12 protein-coding genes are annotated in these 16604 nt (G+C 71.7%); 3 read left to right on the forward strand and 9 right to left on the reverse strand.

Going from position 1 to position 16604, the window contains the following annotated elements:
- Positions 1 to 72 precede the first annotated feature (72 nt).
- Positions 73 to 288, forward strand: coding sequence for a hypothetical protein (locus ACFPZN_RS04920; protein WP_378280552.1), 216 nt, complete (start codon positions 73 to 75; stop codon positions 286 to 288).
- 1691 nt (positions 289 to 1979) lie between these two features.
- Here the strand turns inward: ACFPZN_RS04920 and ACFPZN_RS04925 are convergent.
- Both ACFPZN_RS04925 and ACFPZN_RS04930 read right to left on the reverse strand, forming a co-directional pair.
- Positions 1980 to 2921 (reverse strand): D-alanine--D-alanine ligase family protein, encoded by a 942-nt coding sequence (locus tag ACFPZN_RS04925; RefSeq protein WP_378280554.1) that lies wholly within the window; start codon positions 2919 to 2921, stop codon positions 1980 to 1982.
- Between the two features lie 134 nt (positions 2922 to 3055).
- A complete protein-coding gene (locus ACFPZN_RS04930; RefSeq protein ID WP_378280556.1) occupies positions 3056 to 4378 on the reverse strand; it encodes an aminotransferase-like domain-containing protein in 1323 nt (440 codons plus the stop codon).
- Between the two features lie 284 nt (positions 4379 to 4662).
- Here ACFPZN_RS04930 and ACFPZN_RS04935 point away from each other — a divergent pair, with 284 nt between their 5' ends.
- Positions 4663 to 5280 (forward strand): GNAT family N-acetyltransferase, encoded by a 618-nt coding sequence (locus tag ACFPZN_RS04935; protein ID WP_378280558.1) that lies wholly within the window; start codon positions 4663 to 4665, stop codon positions 5278 to 5280.
- A gap of 93 nt (positions 5281 to 5373) precedes the next feature.
- Here ACFPZN_RS04935 and trxA read toward each other — a convergent pair whose 3' ends face one another.
- Positions 5374 to 5688 (reverse strand): thioredoxin, encoded by a 315-nt coding sequence (gene trxA, locus ACFPZN_RS04940; protein ID WP_378280560.1) that lies wholly within the window; start codon positions 5686 to 5688, stop codon positions 5374 to 5376.
- Positions 5689 to 5741: 53 nt separating this feature from the next.
- A complete protein-coding gene (trxB, locus tag ACFPZN_RS04945) occupies positions 5742 to 6719 on the reverse strand; it encodes a thioredoxin-disulfide reductase (RefSeq protein ID WP_378280562.1) in 978 nt (325 codons plus the stop codon).
- A 240-nt stretch (positions 6720 to 6959) separates the two neighbouring features.
- Between trxB and ACFPZN_RS04950 the strand changes: the two genes are divergently transcribed.
- Entirely contained in the window at positions 6960 to 7529 is a 570-nt protein-coding gene (locus ACFPZN_RS04950; protein WP_378280564.1) for a dienelactone hydrolase family protein, read from the forward strand.
- A gap of 403 nt (positions 7530 to 7932) precedes the next feature.
- Here ACFPZN_RS04950 and ACFPZN_RS04955 read toward each other — a convergent pair whose 3' ends face one another.
- The 5 genes from ACFPZN_RS04955 to ACFPZN_RS04975 form a co-directional block, all read right to left on the reverse strand.
- Positions 7933 to 8745 carry an anti-sigma factor family protein gene (locus tag ACFPZN_RS04955; protein WP_378280566.1) on the reverse strand — a complete coding sequence of 271 codons (813 nt, stop codon included), beginning with the start codon at positions 8743 to 8745 and terminating at the stop codon, positions 7933 to 7935.
- The gene (sigM, locus tag ACFPZN_RS04960) at positions 8745 to 9365 is read right to left on the reverse strand and encodes an RNA polymerase sigma factor SigM (RefSeq protein ID WP_378280568.1); all 621 of its coding nucleotides are present in this window, start codon (positions 9363 to 9365) and stop codon (positions 8745 to 8747) included. The genes ACFPZN_RS04955 and sigM overlap by 1 nt, the downstream gene beginning before the upstream one ends.
- A gap of 408 nt (positions 9366 to 9773) precedes the next feature.
- On the reverse strand, positions 9774 to 11465 hold the full coding sequence (locus tag ACFPZN_RS04965; RefSeq protein ID WP_378280570.1) for a protein kinase family protein: 1692 nt from the start codon (positions 11463 to 11465) through the stop codon (positions 9774 to 9776).
- A gap of 204 nt (positions 11466 to 11669) precedes the next feature.
- Complete coding sequence (murJ, locus tag ACFPZN_RS04970) at positions 11670 to 13394, reverse strand: murein biosynthesis integral membrane protein MurJ (RefSeq protein ID WP_378280572.1); 1725 nt, start codon at positions 13392 to 13394, stop codon at positions 11670 to 11672.
- Positions 13395 to 13608: 214 nt separating this feature from the next.
- Positions 13609 to 16260: a DUF6049 family protein gene (locus tag ACFPZN_RS04975; protein WP_378280574.1), complete on the reverse strand. Its 2652-nt coding sequence runs from the start codon at positions 16258 to 16260 to the stop codon at positions 13609 to 13611.
- Positions 16261 to 16604: the final 344 nt, after the last annotated feature.

Consider the following 16604-nt stretch of genomic DNA (forward strand, 5'->3'; position numbering starts at 1 on the left):
GGTCGGCTCGAATCGTGGCTCACCAGTTCGTCCGGACGACGGCTGGCAGTCGTGTCCAACACTGAGCGCGCGATGGTGATGCTGCTCGATGGTGACGGTGACGCCGGTGAGCATGCCTCTGATTCGGGGGCTGCTGGTTGGAGCGACGGGTTCGTCCTGGAGAACGGCCAGCACGACGAGTACCCCGACGAGGCCACCGTGCCTCTGGAGGAGGCCTTCAGGATTGTTGGCCACATCCTCACGGTGGGTTCCCCGCCTCCCGATGCCGATTGGGCGGTCGATCGCTGAAGCAGCAATCCTCAGCGCGCCGTCAGAGACGCCGGCGGCAGTCATGAGCCGGAGGGGCAGGACGACACCGACCGCACCGTCGATGCCGCCCTGGCCGCCGCGGCGGGCGTTTCCGTCTTACGATGACCGGCCGGAAGGACGAGGAGTGCAGGCTGTTGCCGCGGCGGGTCGCCACGGACGGGCTCCTCGACTTCCGCCGCGACCCGCGGTGGCCGGCATGGCAGGCGGGGAGCTGGGCGCGGATGTTTCACGGGAAACGTCGAGCTGCTGCGTTGCAGAGACTCCATCTGGAGCGCGCGGAGTAAGTCTGGGGGATGGCCCAGGGGTTTAAGAGTGTCTGCCTGGTCCTTGGCTGCGCCAGCTAGCCTGCCTGTTGCCTGTTGCCTGTTGCCTGTTGCCTGTTGCCTGTTGCCCGTGGCGTGTTGGCGTGCCATGCGCTATGCGTTACGGCTTTCAGTGGATGTTCGGCTGATGTCATTGCCTGTGCCGATGCTGACCCGTCTTAGAACTTCTCGCTAAATGATCTTCGGGGTCTTCGGATCATTCCGGGGTTGTTGGTCCTGGAGGTGGGGTGTCTCGGTGGCTCCGGCGGGCGGGAGGTCGGCGAGTTCCTCGCCGCCATGGTGGCTGCTTCGCGTGTGGGACACCGCGCTCGTCGGGCAGGGTGTCGGTCCGCACGGAGCATCGCCGTCAGTGCTCCCGGCGAGCCGCAGATTTCCCGCCGTGGGAAGTTGACGATGAGCCGCCGTTGCCCAACGTTGAGCATCGGCTGGTGATATCCGGAATCTCTGGTGAGCCAGGGCATCCTGTTGGTGGCGCCTGGGAACGTCGGCGTAGTAGGAGGCTTCGGGTTCGGGCGTGGTCTGCTGGCGCCGTCTGGTAGCTGCGGGGTTGCTCGTACGAGGTGCCCCTGGCGAGGCTGCACGGAGCTAAGGTGCCTCCGCGCGGATGTCGCGGGCGGTGTCCGGGCTCTACGGTGTCTCGGCGGAGAGCATCTAACGGGTCGATGCCGGCCGATAGCTGCGCCAGCCGTTCACCGACTCCATCGACGCCCCCAGATCTCGATCCTGGCCCGTCGGCTTCGGTATCCAGCGTGGCTTGTGGTCGGGAGGTCGAGGTGGTCCCGAAGAGTGGCCATTGGATGGGGATCCGAGCTCTCAGAGCCAGTAGAGCGACGTGCCTTCCGGGGAGCCTGGGCCTTCAGGAAGATCGACGCCTTCGACTCGGGGGCATGCTCTTATGGCGGTCTGCTTGTCGCTGGCGTGGGCTCGACGCTCGACACAGAACGCGCGGGGGCCGACCCAATGGACCAGTGGGCCTGATTGGTTGAGTCGGTGGGAGCGAGGTGCCTGGGTTTGATACGACCGGGCTGCGCTGTCCTGGGTAGCTTTGGTCCACCCGCACCGGAGTTCGGAGCCCGAACCGTCGCTGGGGGATCGGCTTGGCGTGCGTTGCGGGAGCTCTCCGCGGCTTGGCGTGGTCCTTGGCTTGTGTCGGGCGGGGCGACTGGCGCGTATGCGGGAGAGTTGGTGTGCCCGGTCCAGTGGGGTTGGACGGGGTGGTCGAGCGTCGTGTCTGGGTTTGCTGGGATTATGCGCCTGGGGTGGCGCGCCCGGTGCTGGTTGGCCGGGACGTGGCTGGTGCGCTTGGGGTTTGTGTTTCTTGTGGAACGGTTGGGTGGGGGCGGGGTTTCACGTGAAACGGGCTTGGAGAAGGTCGCGGCATACGGCGCCTAGATCCAGGTCTGCGGCGCTGACGGCCAGGGGGAAGAGGCTGGTCTCGGTCATGCCGGGGGCGACGTTGACTTCGAGGAAGTGGGCCTCGCCGTTGGCGTCCACGATCAGGTCGGTGCGGGAGAGGTCGCGGAGGCCCAGGGCGCGGTGGGCGGTGACGGCGGCGTGGGTGGCGCGTTCGGCGGCCTCGGGGGTGAGGCGGGCCGGGACGACGAACTCGGTGTCGCCGGCGTCGTAGCGGGCGGTGTAGTCGTAGCGGCCGCCCGGGGCGACGATCTCCACGGCGGGGAGGGCCTGCGGCTCGCCGGAGCGTTCGATGACGCTGACGGCGATCTCGGTGCCTTCGATGTACTGCTCGACGAGGGCGGCGTCCCCGTAGGCGAAGCAGCCGACCATGGCGGCGGGGAGTTCGCCGGCCTCGCGTACGACGGAGCCGCCGAGCGCCGAGCCGCCGCGGGTGGGCTTGACGAAGAGGGGGAGGCCGAGCCGCCGCACGATGTGGTCGAGGACGGACGATGCCCCGAGGTCGTGGAAGACCTCCTTGGGGAGCGCCACGGAGGCGGGCGTGCTCAGTCCGGCGCGGCGGACGACCGACTTGGCGCTGGGCTTGTCCCAGGCGACGCGGCAGGCGTCGGGGCGGGCGCCGACGTAGGGGATGTCGAGGAGTTCGAGGACGTCCCGGATCGCGCCGTCCTCACCGGCGGCGCCGTGCAGGACGGGGAGGACGGCGTCCGGCGGGTCGTTGGTGAGCGCGTCGAGGAGTGTCGCGTCGGCGTCGCGGAGCTCGACGGGGACGTCGACGGCGCGCAGGGCGTCCGCGACGCGGCGGCCCGATCGCAGCGAGACTTCCCGCTCGTACGACAGACCCCCGGCCAGGACGACCACATGCCCGAGTTCCAATCGATGCCCCTTGTGTCACAGGCGCCCCTCAGGACGCGAAATGGCCGGTGGCGGGAATCTCAGCGTTCCACCGGTGGTTCTCGTAGAAACGCGCCGGCTCCAGGATGGGGGAGCCGGCGCGCCTTTGTGAACTGTCAGACGACCCCGGGGCCCGGAGTGTCGAAGCCGGTGGGGGAGGTCGACCCGACGCCGCCGAAGGTGTCGCGGAGCTGGATCTCCTTCTCGATGACGGCGGCCAGGCGGCGCACCCCTTCGCGGATGCGGTTGGGCTCGGGGTAGCAGTACGACAGCCGCATGTGCCTCTGGCCGGTGCCGTCGGCGTAGAAGCCGGTGCCCGGGACGTAGGCGACGCGGTCGGCGATGGCGCGCGGGGCCATGGCCTTGGAGTCGAGGCCCTCGGGGAGGGTGAGCCAGACGAAGAAGCCCCCGGCGGGCCGCGTCCACGTGCAGCCTTCCGGCATCATCGCGTCCAGGGCTTCGAGCATGGTGTCGCGGCGCTCGCGGTAGAGCTCGCGGAAGTCCTTGATCTGCTCCTGCCACGGCTGGGTGCTGAGGTACTCCCGTACGGCGAACTGCGAGAAGCTCGGGTGGCACAGGATCGCCGACTCGGCGGCCAGGACCAGCTTGGCCCGTACGGCGTGCGGCGCCAGTGCCCAGCCGACGCGGAGGCCGGAGGCGATCGTCTTGGAGAACGAGCCGAGGTAGATCACCCGTTCGGCGTCGTCGGCGCGGAGGGCGCGCATGGGCTCGCCGTCCAGGCCGAGGAGCCCGTACGGGTTGTCCTCGATGATGAGCACGTCGTATTCGGCGCAGATCTCGATGATCTGGGCGCGGCGGGCGGTGGTGAGGGTGACGCCCGCGGGGTTCTGGAACGTCGGGACGGTGTAGAGGAACTTGACGCGGCGGCCCTCGCGGCGGAGCCGTTCGAGGGTCTCGCGGAGCGCGGACGGGACGAGGCCGCCGTCGTCCAGGGGCACGTGGACGACCTCCGCCTGGTACGAGGCGAACGTTCCCAGTGCGCCCACGTAGGAGGGGGCTTCGGCCAGGACCACGTCGCCCGGGTCCACGAAGATGCGGGTGATGAGGTCGAGGGCCTGCTGCGCCCCCACGGTCACGACGACGTCGTCCGCCGACGCCTGGATGCCCTCCAGGGACATGACCTCGCAGATGCGTTCGCGGAGGAGCGGGTCGCCCTGGGCGGAGGCGTACTGGAGCACCTCGGCGCCGTTGCGCGCGACCAGTTCGCCGACCATCTCCCCCACGGCGTCCAGCGGGAGCGCGGAGACGTAGGGCATGCCGCCCGCCAGGGAGACCACCTCGGGACGCGAAGCGACTGCGAACAGAGCCCGGATCTCCGAGGCCACCATGCCGGCGGCACGGGCGGCGTAGCGATCGGTGTAGGCATCTGTGCGCGAGTGCTGGTTCACGAGGCACCTCCGGGGGTGTTCGGACGTCATTGCAAACTACGGCATCGTCGTCAGTGCGATGGGCGGCGCCCCCGGTTCGGAGGGGGCGCTCTGTACTTGTGCGGCGGGCGTTCGCGCGTTCGTGCCGCTCGCTGGGGGAAACTCCCCTGTCCGATACGATGCCCCAGGGTCCCGGAGTGTTGCCGGGAATTCCGCGATGTGGCGCTCCGCACGAGAATTCACGTACACCAGAAGTGCTCGCTCGCCGGTTCCCCGCTCAGGCGCCACCGAGGACGCGGGACGGTCGGGAGGGCCCTCAGGGGGGTGCAGATCCGGTGTCGCGTCGTCTCGTCAACATCACACTGGACAATCTGGACGATCTTCCGCGCCGGTGCCGCCGCTGCGTCTTCTGGGAGCTGGACCCGGTGAGCCGGGACCGCGCCGTCGACGCCGGCGACCCGGACCTGGAGAAGGAGGCGTGGGTCTCCTCCACGCTGCTGGAGTGGGGCAGCTGCGGCAAGATCGTCTACGTGGACGACGTGCCGGCGGGTTTCGTGCTGTACGCGCCGCCGCTGTACGTACCGCGCTCGGTGGCGTTCCCGACCAGCCCGGTGAGCGCCGACGCGGTGCTGCTGATGACCGCGCACATCGTGCCCGAGTTCGCGGGCGGCGGTCTCGGCCGGATGCTGGTCCAGGGGGTCGCGAAGGACCTCACCCGGCGCGCGGTGAAGGCCATCGAGGCGTTCGGCGATCTCAAGGGCGAGGACGGCGGGTGCATGGTCCCGGCGGACTACCTGCTGTCGGTGGGGTTCAAGACCGTCCGGCCGCATCACCGCTATCCGCGGCTCCGGCTGGAGCTGAAGTCGGCGCTGTCGTGGCGTGAGGACGTCGAGGTGGCACTGGAACGCCTCCTGGGCTCCATGACCCCGGAAGGCGCCCTCCGTCCCGTCTGAGCGCCTCTCAGCCCTCCCGGCCGGGAAACGCGCGGGGCCCGTACCTGAGGAAGGTACGGGCCCTTGGGAGCGAAGGAGAGGCGGCGGTGGCGCTCAGACGAACTCGCCGAGTTCGCGCAGCAGCGCGGCCTTCGGCTTGACGCCCTGGATCTGCTTGACGACCTCGCCGCCCTGGTAGACGTTCAGGGTGGGAATGGCCATGATCCCGTACTTGGCCGGGACCTGCGGGTTCTCGTCGATGTTGAGCTTGACGATCTCGATCTTGTCCCCGTACTCCGCGGAGATCTCCTCGAGGATCGGGGCGATCATGCGGCACGGGCTGCACCACTCGGCCCAGAAGTCGACGAGCACGGGCTTGTCGCTCTTGAGGACCTCGGTCTCGAAATCGGCGTCGGTCACGGCCTTCATGACATCTCCTTAGTGTCGGTCCCGGCGGGCGGCGCGCCGCCCGCCGCGCCTGCTCAACCCTGGTGGGACAGTTCCTTGGCGGGCTGCCGCACCGTCTCGGCGGCGCCCTGGTCCTGTAGCCACCGCTCGGCGTCGATGGCGGCCGCGCAGCCGCTGCCGGCCGCGGTGATGGCCTGGCGGTAGATGTGGTCGACCACGTCGCCGGAGGCGAACACGCCGGGGATCTTGGTCGTGGTGGTCGGGGCGTCGACGAGGAGGTATCCGTCGTCGTCGGTGTCGAGCTGGCCGGCGAACAGCTCGCTGCGCGGGTCGTGGCCGATCGCGATGAACAGCCCGGTGACGTCCAGGCTGCTCTCCTCGCCGGTCTGGGTGTCGCGCAGCTGGACGCCGGTCAGCCGGTCCTCGCCGTGCACCTCGACGACCTCGCTGTTCCAGCGGAAGGTGATCTTGTCGTTGGCGAACGCGCGGTCCTGCATGATCTTGCTGGCGCGCAGCTCGTCGCGGCGGTGGACCACGGTCACCGAGCGGGCGAACTTGGTGAGGAAGATCGCCTCCTCCATCGCGGTGTCACCGCCGCCCACCACGGCGATGTCCTGCTCGCGGAAGAAGAAGCCGTCGCACGTCGCGCACCAGGACACGCCGCGGCCCGACAGCCGCTTCTCGTTCTCCAGGCCCAGCTCGCGGTAGCCGGAACCGGTCGCGATGATCACGGAGCGGGCGTGGAACACGTCCTCGCCCACCTTCACGACCTTGGGATCGGCGGTCAGGTCGACCTCGGTGACGTCGTCGGCGATCAGCTCGGCGCCGAACCGCTCGGCCTGCTTGCGCAGGTTGTCCATCAGGTCGGGGCCCATGATCCCGTCCGGGAACCCGGGGAAGTTCTCCACGTCGGTGGTGTTCATCAGGGCGCCGCCGGCGGTCACCGAACCCTCGAACACCAGGGGCTTCAGGTCGCCGCGGGCGGCGTAGACGGCGGCGGTGTAGCCGGCTGGGCCCGAGCCGATGATGATGACGTTGCGTACGTCGCTCACTGTGCTGCCTCTCCTCTTTCACCTTCCGGTGCCAGCCGGCCTGTCGTGGCCGCCACGGGGTGCGTTCCGCGTCCGGCGCGAGCGCCGGCCCGCCGCACCTCCCGTACGACCCGGCCTGCCAGTCGCGTCAACCGATACTAGGGCCCGGTGATTCCCGATCCGCGCCGACCAGCCCTTGCGTGCGCGAGCGTCCCGCCCGGGCGCAGTTCGCGCGGCCCGGGACGGCCTTAGGCTGATCCCATGGCCTCGATTCTCCTCCTCCACTCGATGTACGGCCTGCGCCCCGCCGTGAACGACGCCGCCGGCAGGCTGCGCGCGGCCGGCCACGAGGTGCACGTACCCGACCTGTACGACGGCCGCGTCGTCGACGCCCCCGAGGCCGGCATCGAGATCAAGGAGGAGATCGGCCGGGACGAGCTGCTGCGCCGCGCGGTGTCCGCCGCCGCGCCGCACGCGGACCACGGGCTGGTGTACGCGGGGTTCTCGCTGGGCGGCTCGATCGCGCAGAACCTCGCCCTCGCCGACGGCAAGGCGCGGGGGCTGCTGCTGATGCACGGCACGTCCGATCTCGCGGACGACGTCTCCACCGAGCTCCCGGTGCAGCTGCACGTGGCCGATCCCGACACCTACGAGCCCGTCGACTGGCTCAACGCCTGGTACCTCCGCATGCGCCGCGCCGGGGCCGACGTCGAGATCTACCGGTACCCGGGCGCCGGGCACCTGTTCACCGACCCCGGCCTGCCCGACCACGACCCCGAGGCCGCCGAACGCGCCTGGGCCATCGCCCTCGACTTCATCGCCGACCTCTAGCCCGCTGTGTTTCCAGGCCCCGGCCTGCAACGTGGAGAGGGCGGCATCGCCCCACCCGCGGGATCGGGCGTCCTCTTGCGTGCGGACGCCCGGTGAGGCGATGTGGCGGCCTGCCTGGCCGGTCGCGTTCTCATCGTCCCGGATGGGGCGGCGTTCATGGAGTGGTCACCTTGTGGTTTCGCGGTGACCGTCGTTCCGTAGACCGGGCGTGAGTGGATCGGTTCAGTGGATCGTTCCGAGTGTGCCCCGGGCCTTGGCCACGACGCTCGGCAGGGGGCTCGCCTTGATATATACCGGCCGCCACGGCCGGGTTCCGCGTGCGGGTCATGCGCGCCGCCCACCGTTGGGGACGGCGGCGCGCATGCCCGTGGCGGGACGGCGGCCTTGCGGCCGGCCCGCGCCGTCAGTCGCGAGGGGTGGCGGCCAGATGCTTGATGATTTTGGTGTTCTGTGCGGTGCAGCCCGGTCCGACGACCCAGATGTCGAGGGTCTTGGACGTGGATCCGGGGGCCGCTATCACCGTGGCGGGCGATCCTTCGTACTCCGCGGTGTCCACCAGCGTGGGCGCCCGGCCCCCGGTGACCGCGCCGACGCAGCCGGCGAGGGCGGGATCGGGTGCCCGGTCAGCGTCGGCCCCGGCCCCGGCCCGGCCCTCCAGCAGGCCGTTGACCTGGGTGGCGAGCGTGGTGGCACCGTAGCCGGTGCCGCTCTGGGAGACCTTGAACGCGGTCCGTGCGGAGGCCTGGCCTTCGGGGGCGACCAGGGTGCTCCTCTTCTGGTTGGACGACGACTCGCCGGACGTGCCGCGATCGCTGTTGTCGGAGACCGGGGCGTTGGCCGAGCCCTGGTGCTCGTTCGAGCCGTTCAGCACCAGGCTGCCGATCACTCCTCCGCCACCGAGCACGATCACCGTCGCGGCCGCGGCCGACATGATCCGCCAATGCCGCCGGCCGCGTCTGCGTTCCAGACTCGCCACGGTGGCGCTGTTCAGCGACTCGGCCGCGATCGCCGAGTCGATGCGTGACGCCAGTTCGGCGGGCATGGACGGGACGGGCGCCTCCGCCAGGAGCCGGGAGACGTCCGCAAGGTCGGCGGATCGGTCCCGGCACTCGGCGCAGGAATCGAGATGCTCGCTCACGGAGGCGGCCCTGTCGTCTTCGAGCAGCCCCTCGGCCAGATCGGCCAGGGTCTCGTAGTCATAATGCGCGGGGTTCATCAAGGCACGCCACCTCCTTCCACACCTCCGACGTTCCGCGGGTCCCTACGGTTCCTGTGGTGCGTCAGAAGGGGGGCCAGCCTGGCGCGCCCGCGCGCGCACCGGCTCTTGATCGTCCCGGGCGGGACCTCCAGGACCTGGGCCGCGTCGTCGACCGAGTAGCCCATCATGTCGACCAGGACGAGCGCCGCCCGCTGCTCGAACGGCAGCTTGGCCAGGGCGGAGTGCACGTCCAGCGACACCCCGTGCGCGTCGGTCGGGTCGGGCATCTTCGGCGCGACGGCGTCGAAGGTGGCGTCGTCGCCCATGGGGGTGGCGGGACGTACGGACTTGCGGCGGATGCGGTCGAGGCAGGCGTTCACCACGATGCGGTGCAGCCAGGTGGTGACGGCGGCGTCGCCGCGGAACCGGCCGGCCGCGCGGAACGCCGACAGGCAGGCGTCCTGGAGGGCGTCGGCCGCCTCCTCCGGGTCGCCGAGCGTGCGCAGCGCGACCGCCCACATGCGGTCGCGGTGGCGTTGCACGAGGGTGGCGAACGCGTGCGGGTCCCCCTGGGAGTGCCGCGCGAGCAGTTCCTTGTCGGGCACCCCGTCCACGTGCCGCGTGCTGACCGACGTCATGGGCGCCCGCCCCCACGCGTGCGTGCGCCGTGCCGCGCCGGGTACGTGCGATCGGTCCTGCCTGGTCGCGTCGACACCGCTGAAATCCTGTGGTGAGGGGACATGATGCTCACAGGCACGATACCGACATGCGACACGTCGCGGCACAGATCATCCGACGGCGAACGGGACTGATCGGTGCCGTGCCGCCCGGCCGGGACGCTTCCGGAGCGCGTCCGCGTACCCCTCGCCATCGTGCGAACCGGTGGCCGCGGATGCCGTCTCGCCGTCGTCGCGTCGCCGTGAGGGGCGGGAGCGCGACGATCGAGCAGGTCGACGCTGCCCGCGCGATGTCCCGTGCGTACGGTGATCCGCGCTCCTCGGGTTCGGAGGGAGTTCGGGACCGGGGCGGCACGGCGCCGCCCGCGGTCAGTTGCCGGCGGAGCCGTAGACGGTGATCTCGCTGATCTTGCCCTTCAGGGAGGCCGGGAGCCTGGTGAACCAGACCACCACGTACCGGCCGCGGGCCTGCCCGGTGGCGTTGATCGTGTTCTCGCCCGGGATGGTGGTGTGGCGGCCCACCACGGGCAGGGCGGCCGGGTTCTTGCCGTCGCCGACCTTGAGCTGCAGCGTGCCGCCGCCTTCGGGGACGTGCACCTTGACGCTGCTGACGGTGACCGGGCGGCCCATGTCGAGGAGCACGCCCAGGGCCTTGGCGTAGCGGCCGAAGTTGACGTCGGCGTAGGTCTGGGTCTCCCAGGCGTCGCCGGCGCGGCCGTCGGTGACGAGTTCGAGCCGCCGCGCGATCGTGCTGTCGTGGCGGTTGTTCATCGACTCCTCGGCCGGCTCGACGTTCGCGACCTGGAGCTTGGCGGCCTGCGGCTTGGCCGGCTGGGACTGCTGCGGTTTGCCGCTGGCGTTCGGCCCGGGGTCGCCCTCGTCGTCGCTGCCGGTGAGGGCCCAGGCGCCGAGGCCGATGATGACGGTCAGCGCGGCCGCGGCGATGCCCAGGAGCGCGCGGTTGCCCGACCGGCCCGCGGGGCGGGCGGCGTGGGCGCCGTGGGAGCCGTGCCCGGCGTGCGCCGCGGGAGCGGTGCGCTGGGTGGACGGGGCGGGCGCGGGCTGCGGCATCGCGTGCCGGCGCTGCTGCTGCGCGCCGTCCTGCCGGCGCGGCTGGCGCTGCCGGTTGGCCTGCTCGCGGGGCCGCGCGGGCGGGTTGTCGAGCCGGCGGGTGCGCTGGGCGGTGGACGCGTCGTCGCCCGACCGCGGGGCCGGCGGCGCGGGATGGTTGTTGGCCAGCCCGGCGAACAGCGGCAGCGGGGTGCGGGGCACGCCGCGCAGCGCCTTGGCGACCTCGGCGGGCTCGGTCAGCGGCTCCTGCCCGGGCACCTCGATGCCCAGGCAGCGGCAGACGATCGAGTCGACGGCGAACGGGACGCCCGCCTGCACCTGCCGGGGCGCCTTGGGCTGCTCGTCGCCGGAGCCCGGCTCCGCCGAGGCGGCGGCCGGCGCGGGCGCGGTCGGCGCGGCGGGCAGGGACGAGCGCTCCGGGGCGCCGGGCCAGTGCGCGGTGAGCGCCGCGTACAGCATCGAGCCCAGGCCTTGGACGTCCTGGGCGGCGGGATCGTCGGAGTCGCGGTCGGCGAGGACGGCGTCGGTGGCGATGCCGAGCACCTTGACCGTGCCGCCGGTCGTCCACACCAGGTCGCGCGGGGACAGGCACAGGTGGGCCAGGCCCCCCTCGTGCGCGGCGGCGATCGCCTCGGCCGCCTCGTACAGCAGCGTCGCGGCGCGGCCGGGCTCCAGCGGGGCCTTGCCGAGCATCTGCTCCAGGGTCTCGCCGGCGACCCACTCGCTCACCACGTAGGCGCTCTCGCCGCTGTCGTCGGCGTCGAACACCTGGGTGAGGCGGGGGTCGGTCAGCCGGCTGGCGGCGCGGGCGGAGGTGACCACCTCGGCGATGCGAGGGAAGTCGGGGTCGAAGGTCCGGACGGCCACGGCGCGAGCCAGGATCTCGTCGATGGCCTTCCAGAGACAGGAGCCGCCCGAGTCGCTGATGCGCTCCTCGAGACGGTAGCGGCCGGCGAGGCGCGTGCCGGGCTCGATGACGGACGTGCTCACAGCGTCCTGCACAGGTGGTCAGATCCCATGTTCGTGGCGTGGCAGCTTACGCCTCCGACCCTCCTTTTGCGTTCCCCAGGGTGTCGCCCCGCAGGCCGTAGTCTCCAACATGGTAGTGCTTACTCTGTTGGGCGGCTGCCTTATCGGGGCGCGTCCTGTGTACTTTGCCACGCGTCCCCCGGGCGTTCCGGCGGTTCGCCTGGTTCATCCCCGTCCGGGCAACCTGCGCGTCACCATCGAGAGCATGGATCCGACCTCTTCCACACGCATCATCCGGGCGAAAACGAGGTAGAGCAGGCCGCCGCCGACACTCCCGGCGACCAGGGCGATCAGCCCGGAGGCGAGCCCGGCGCCGAGCGCCGCGTCCACCACGGCGTGCGTCGCGTAGGCGAAGCCGATCAGCGGCCACAGCGCCACCGCCAGCTTCAGGTACGACACGAAGATGCGGCGGCCGTCCATGCCGCCCAGCCGGCGCCGCAGGATCGCCCAGCCGAGCACCGCGCCGGCGGTCTGCGCGATCGCGAAGCCGCCCGCGATCCCCACGATGATCTTGTTGGTGGGCAGCACGGCGTAGGCGGTCAGCGCCATCGTGATGTTGGTGATGACCACGCCGATTCCGATGAACGTGGGCGTGCGGGTGTCCTGCATCGAGTAGAAGACGCGCAGCATGAGCTGGTACGCCGCGAACGGCACCAGCGCGATCGCGAACATCCGCAGCACCTCCGCGATCACCTGCGCGTTCGCCACGCTGGTCTGCCCGTGCGCGAACAGCACCACGGTGATCTCCGAAGCCAGCACGCCCATCAGCCCGGCCGCGGGCAGGATCACCACCGAGCACAGCCGCAGCCCGCTGGAGAAGTCGTCGCGGACCTCGGCCATCCGGCCCGCGGCGGCGTGCTCGCTCATCCGCGGCAGCAGCGCGGTGATCACCGACACGCCGATGATCGCGTACGGGAGCTGGAAGAGCTGGTAGGCGTTGAAGTACGGGGTGTACCCGACGTCGCCGAGGCCCTGCTCGCGGCCCAGCACGCCCGCCGAGTTGGCCAGCCGGGTCGTCACCGCGAACCCGATCTGGGTGATGACGACGTAGGCCAGCGTCCAGACCGCCATCTTGCCGATCTGGCCGAGCTCGCCCTTCTTGAAGTCCAGCCGGGGCCGCCAGCGGAAGCCGGAGCCGCGCAGCGACGGCCACAGCGCGAGCGTCTGCAGCGCCATGCCGCCGATGGTGCCGCCGGCCAGCAGCGCCACCTGCCCGTCGGTGATCGACTCGGGCGACACCCGGCCGGTGGCGACCAGCAGGAACGCGCCCGCGGTGCAGCAGATGACGATGTTGTTGAGGACCGGCGCCCACATCGGGGCGGCGAACCGCTTGCGGGTGTTGAGGATCGCGCCCGAGAACGCGCTGACCCCCAGGAAGAAGATCTGCACCGCGAACAGCCGGGCGAACAGCACCGCCAGGTCGCGTTGCGCGCCCTCCATCGAGCCGCCGTAGATGGAGATGAAGACCGGGCCGAGCAGCACCGCCACCGTGGTCATCAGCGCCAGGCCGAGGACGGCGAGGGTGAACAGGCGCTGCTCGTAGCGGGCGCCGTACACCTCGTCCCGCTCCCGGGCCCGCACGATCAGCGGGACGACGACGGCGGTGAGGATGCCGCCGAGCAGCAGGTCGTAGACGATGAACGGGACCGTGTTGGCGGTGTTGTAGGCGTCGGCGAGCGCGCCGGTGCCGAGCGCGGCGACCAGCATCGCGGTGCGCAGGAAGCCGGTGAGCCGGGACGCCAGCGTGCCGACCGCCATGATCGCGCCCGAGCGGAGCAGCCCGGACGCCCCGCCGCGGCGGCCGCCTCCTTCGCCTCCGCCGCCTTCGCCCTCGCCGCCGGGCGGGGGCGGCGGGGGGCCCGGCTCCGCGGTCACGTCGGGCGTGCCCATGCCGGGGAACGGCCCCGCGGGGCCCCCGGGCGCGCCGGGAACGTTGGTGGGGAGGCCGCCGGGATGTGTCCCGGCCGATGTTCCGGGTGGCGCGCCGGGCGGGACCTGGGGAGCGCCCGGCCTGCCGGGGCCGTACCGACCGCCTTGGCCGCCGGGTGCGGCGTGCCCGCCATGCCCGGGGTGGCCGGGGTGGCCGCCGCCCGGGAGGGGGAGGTCAGTGCGAGTTGCCGCTCCGGCGCCTGCCCCCGGTGGCCTGCCCGGCGTCCCCGGCGTTCCTGGTGGCCTCTGGCCCGGCGTCGGGCCGTACCCCGGAGGGGGACCCTGCCCCGGCCTCTGGCCCTGGCCCGGTGCCTGTCCCTGGCCCTGACCCGGCCTCTGGGCCGGGGGCGGCGGGTAGTGGGCCGGTGGTGGCGCTTGGGGGTTCGGCCGCCTCCGCGGATCCTGCGGGCCCTGCTGGCCCTGCGGGTACGGAGGGCGCTGCTGGTACTGGGGATGCTGCGGGTGCTGAGGGGGTTGTTGAGGGCGCTGCGGGTGCTGTGGGTGCTGGGAGGGGGGCGGCGTCGGTGGGCGTCCTGAAGTCCCCTGCCCCTCCGCCGGGTAGCGTCCCTCCGGAGAAGGGCTCGAAGGGCCCTGGCCCGGCGCCGGGGGAGGCTCCTGGTCCTCCGGGGACGCCGGGTTCCGCGGCGCCGGGGATCCCTGGTCCTGGGGGTCCCGCCGCCACTGGTCCCACTCCGGTCGCTCCGTCACCGGCTGCCTCCGCTTTCCGGCGGCGCCTCGCTCTCATGGCCCGCACTCCGACGCCCACGAAGAGTACGGCAAGTCCGCCCCCGGTGATGAGCAGTGCGACGCGCCCATAGCCGGTGCTGCGGACGGTGATGACATGCTTGGACCCGAACGTGCGGCGGTCCGCGGACGTCAGCCGCAGGTTCACCCGCACTTTGCCGTTGCCGGCGGCCCGCATGGGGATGGACAGGGTCTGCTTCTGGCCCGGCCCGAGTTCGATGACCTCGTCGTCGAACTTTCCGATCTGGAGCTGGGCGGGTTTCTCCGGGACGGCCTCAAGGCGCACCCTGATCGTCTGGTTGCTGAGCTCGTTGGCGATGGTCAGCGGGATCCGGCCCGAGTTGCCCGCCAGCGTCACGCGCTGCGCGGGGCCGATGAGGACGCGGACCCGGCCCATGTCGTCGTCGAGCCGTTCGGACAGGACCCGCCGGGCCTCCACCGCCCGCCTGTAGTTGCGGCCGCGCCAGGCGGTGGACTCCATGCGCAGCACCGCGCGCCGGTACGACACCGTCACCGGCTCCACCATGATCGAGGAGAAGCGGGCGGCGCGGCGGGAGATCTCGGCGACCCGGTCGAGGTAGGAGCGGCCCAGCTCGTAGCCCTCCATCGCGTCCGGGTAGCCGCGGTACACCCGGTCCAGCGGCGCCGCGTTCGCGATCTTCTCGAGCGGGGTCTCGGCCATCCAGGACGCGGCGGCGGTGTAGGTGAGCAGGTTCTTGGCGAACTGGGGCGAGGGGTTCCAGCGCCGGTCCGGGGCGATGACCAGCGAGCGCGCCAGCACCGGCGCCTCCGCCGTGATCATCGCGGTCTCGGCGAGGAACCGCTGCTCGGCCAGGACGGCGGCGCCCGGCGACCGCGTGTCGGCGCTGACGATCCGGTTGAGGGTCTCGTCGTACACGACGGTCTTCTTGGGGCCCTCCTCGGTCTCCAGCCGGGTGGTGGCGCCCGGCGTGTAGCCCTGGGTGGGATCGGCGAACGCGGCGCTGCTCATGACGAACGCGCCGTTGCCGAGCCGCCCCCGCTTGGCCAGCTCGTTGAGGGTGCTGTGCCCGGCCATCCCGGACGGCGGCCAGGCCATCTGCACGGGCGGGCGGCCGAGGGCCTGGTTCACTCCGCCGCTGTTGGCGTAGGCGATCGAGAGATGGTTGGACATCTTGTTGCGGACGAGCGCGACCGCGTCCGGGTCGGCGTAGGGCAGCGCGAAGTACGGGTCGTTCTTCGAGGCCGTCTTCAGCGAGTTCAGCCAGGCGGCGGCCGCGGTGCTCTTGGGCTTGCGGGTGCCCTTCTTGTTGCGCGGGCCCTTCACCAGGTAGGGGGCGGCGGCCATCGTCTGCACGTCGTCGATCAGCGCCGGGTCGATGGACCAGGTGACCGGGGTCTTGGTCGTCGCGGCGGCGTCGACCAGCCCGGCCAGGCGCCCGCCGGGGGCGAGGTCGGTGGCGAGCTGGTCGTCCAGGAAGGTGTCGTCGGTGGTGCGGTGCTGCCGGTCGATCATCGGCCAGATCCAGCCGACCGACAGCGGCCTGAAGTCGCGCTGCTTCGGGACGAAGGTGATGAAGGTGTTGACGCCGGTCAGGACCTGGCCGTACTGGTTCACCACCTCCACCCCGAGCGGGTAGACGCCGAAGGCCTGGAGCCCGATCGTCGCGGTCGTGGTGCCGAGCGAGAACGCGGCCTTGCCGCCCGCGCCGGCGGCCTGGGCGAGCTGGCCCTCCGCGGCGAGCCCGCGCAGCGAGGACGGCTGCCCGGCGGCGTACTGGGCGAGCTGGTTGCGGCTGGTCATGCGTTGCGCCGAGGTGCGCAGCCGGACCTTCAGGCCGGGGAGGGCGTGGCCGGAGCGGTTCTCCACCCGCCCGGAAACGCTGATCTTGGACTGGGCGCCGGACGGGCCCGCCGTCTTCGGGGTCACCTTGTCGAGCACCAGCGCCACCTGCTGGCGCTCGCGCGACTGGCCCCCGCCCTCCGGGTCGGGCGCGGCGGGCAGCGCGCCCACGGCGGGCACCGCGCCCACGGCCGGGGCCGTGCCCACTGTGACGCAGGCGAGCAGGGCGGCCGTCGCCACCGCGTGTAGGACAGTTCTCACGCCATGTCCGCCCGAGGACCGCCCGCCGCCGGAGACGACCGGGCCGCCCGTGGATGGCGGACGTCGCTTTCCCGCATCACGGGCTCGATGGTAGTCCCGACACCGGTGCCGTAAGGCCGTCCTGGCCTGCCGCCGCCGGGGATCGAGCCGCCGTCCGGCCGATCCGTCCCGTCCAAGGGCACCCCCAAAACGATCGTGTCTCGCTTCCGCGTGGCGTTACGCCTTCTCCTCGCTCTGCCCGTAACCCTGCCGCGTGCCGCCTCACGTTTGCATAAAGAGTCGGTGTTCCCGGCGGCGGAACCGTCCTGGGACGCGGCCATGGGCTGGTGCGGTAGTGGGCACTG

The organism is Actinomadura rugatobispora (assembly GCF_042656285.1).
GTDB classification, from domain to species: Bacteria; Actinomycetota; Actinomycetes; order Streptosporangiales; family Streptosporangiaceae; genus Spirillospora; species Spirillospora rugatobispora.

Excerpts from the sequence above, each read along its gene's own strand:
- ACFPZN_RS04920 (WP_378280552.1), top strand. The coding sequence starts at position 73 with ATGGTGATGCTGCTCGATGGTGACGGTGACGCCGGTGAGCATGCCTCT.
- ACFPZN_RS04930 (WP_378280556.1), bottom strand. The coding sequence starts at position 4,378 with ATGACGTCCGAACACCCCCGGAGGTGCCTCGTGAACCAGCACTCGCGC.
- murJ (WP_378280572.1), bottom strand. The coding sequence starts at position 13,394 with ATGGGCACGCCCGACGTGACCGCGGAGCCGGGCCCCCCGCCGCCCCCG.
- trxA (WP_378280560.1), bottom strand. The coding sequence starts at position 5,688 with ATGAAGGCCGTGACCGACGCCGATTTCGAGACCGAGGTCCTCAAGAGC.
- ACFPZN_RS04955 (WP_378280566.1), bottom strand. The coding sequence starts at position 8,745 with ATGAACCCCGCGCATTATGACTACGAGACCCTGGCCGATCTGGCCGAG.
- sigM (WP_378280568.1), bottom strand. The coding sequence starts at position 9,365 with ATGACGTCGGTCAGCACGCGGCACGTGGACGGGGTGCCCGACAAGGAA.
- ACFPZN_RS04950 (WP_378280564.1), top strand. The coding sequence starts at position 6,960 with ATGGCCTCGATTCTCCTCCTCCACTCGATGTACGGCCTGCGCCCCGCC.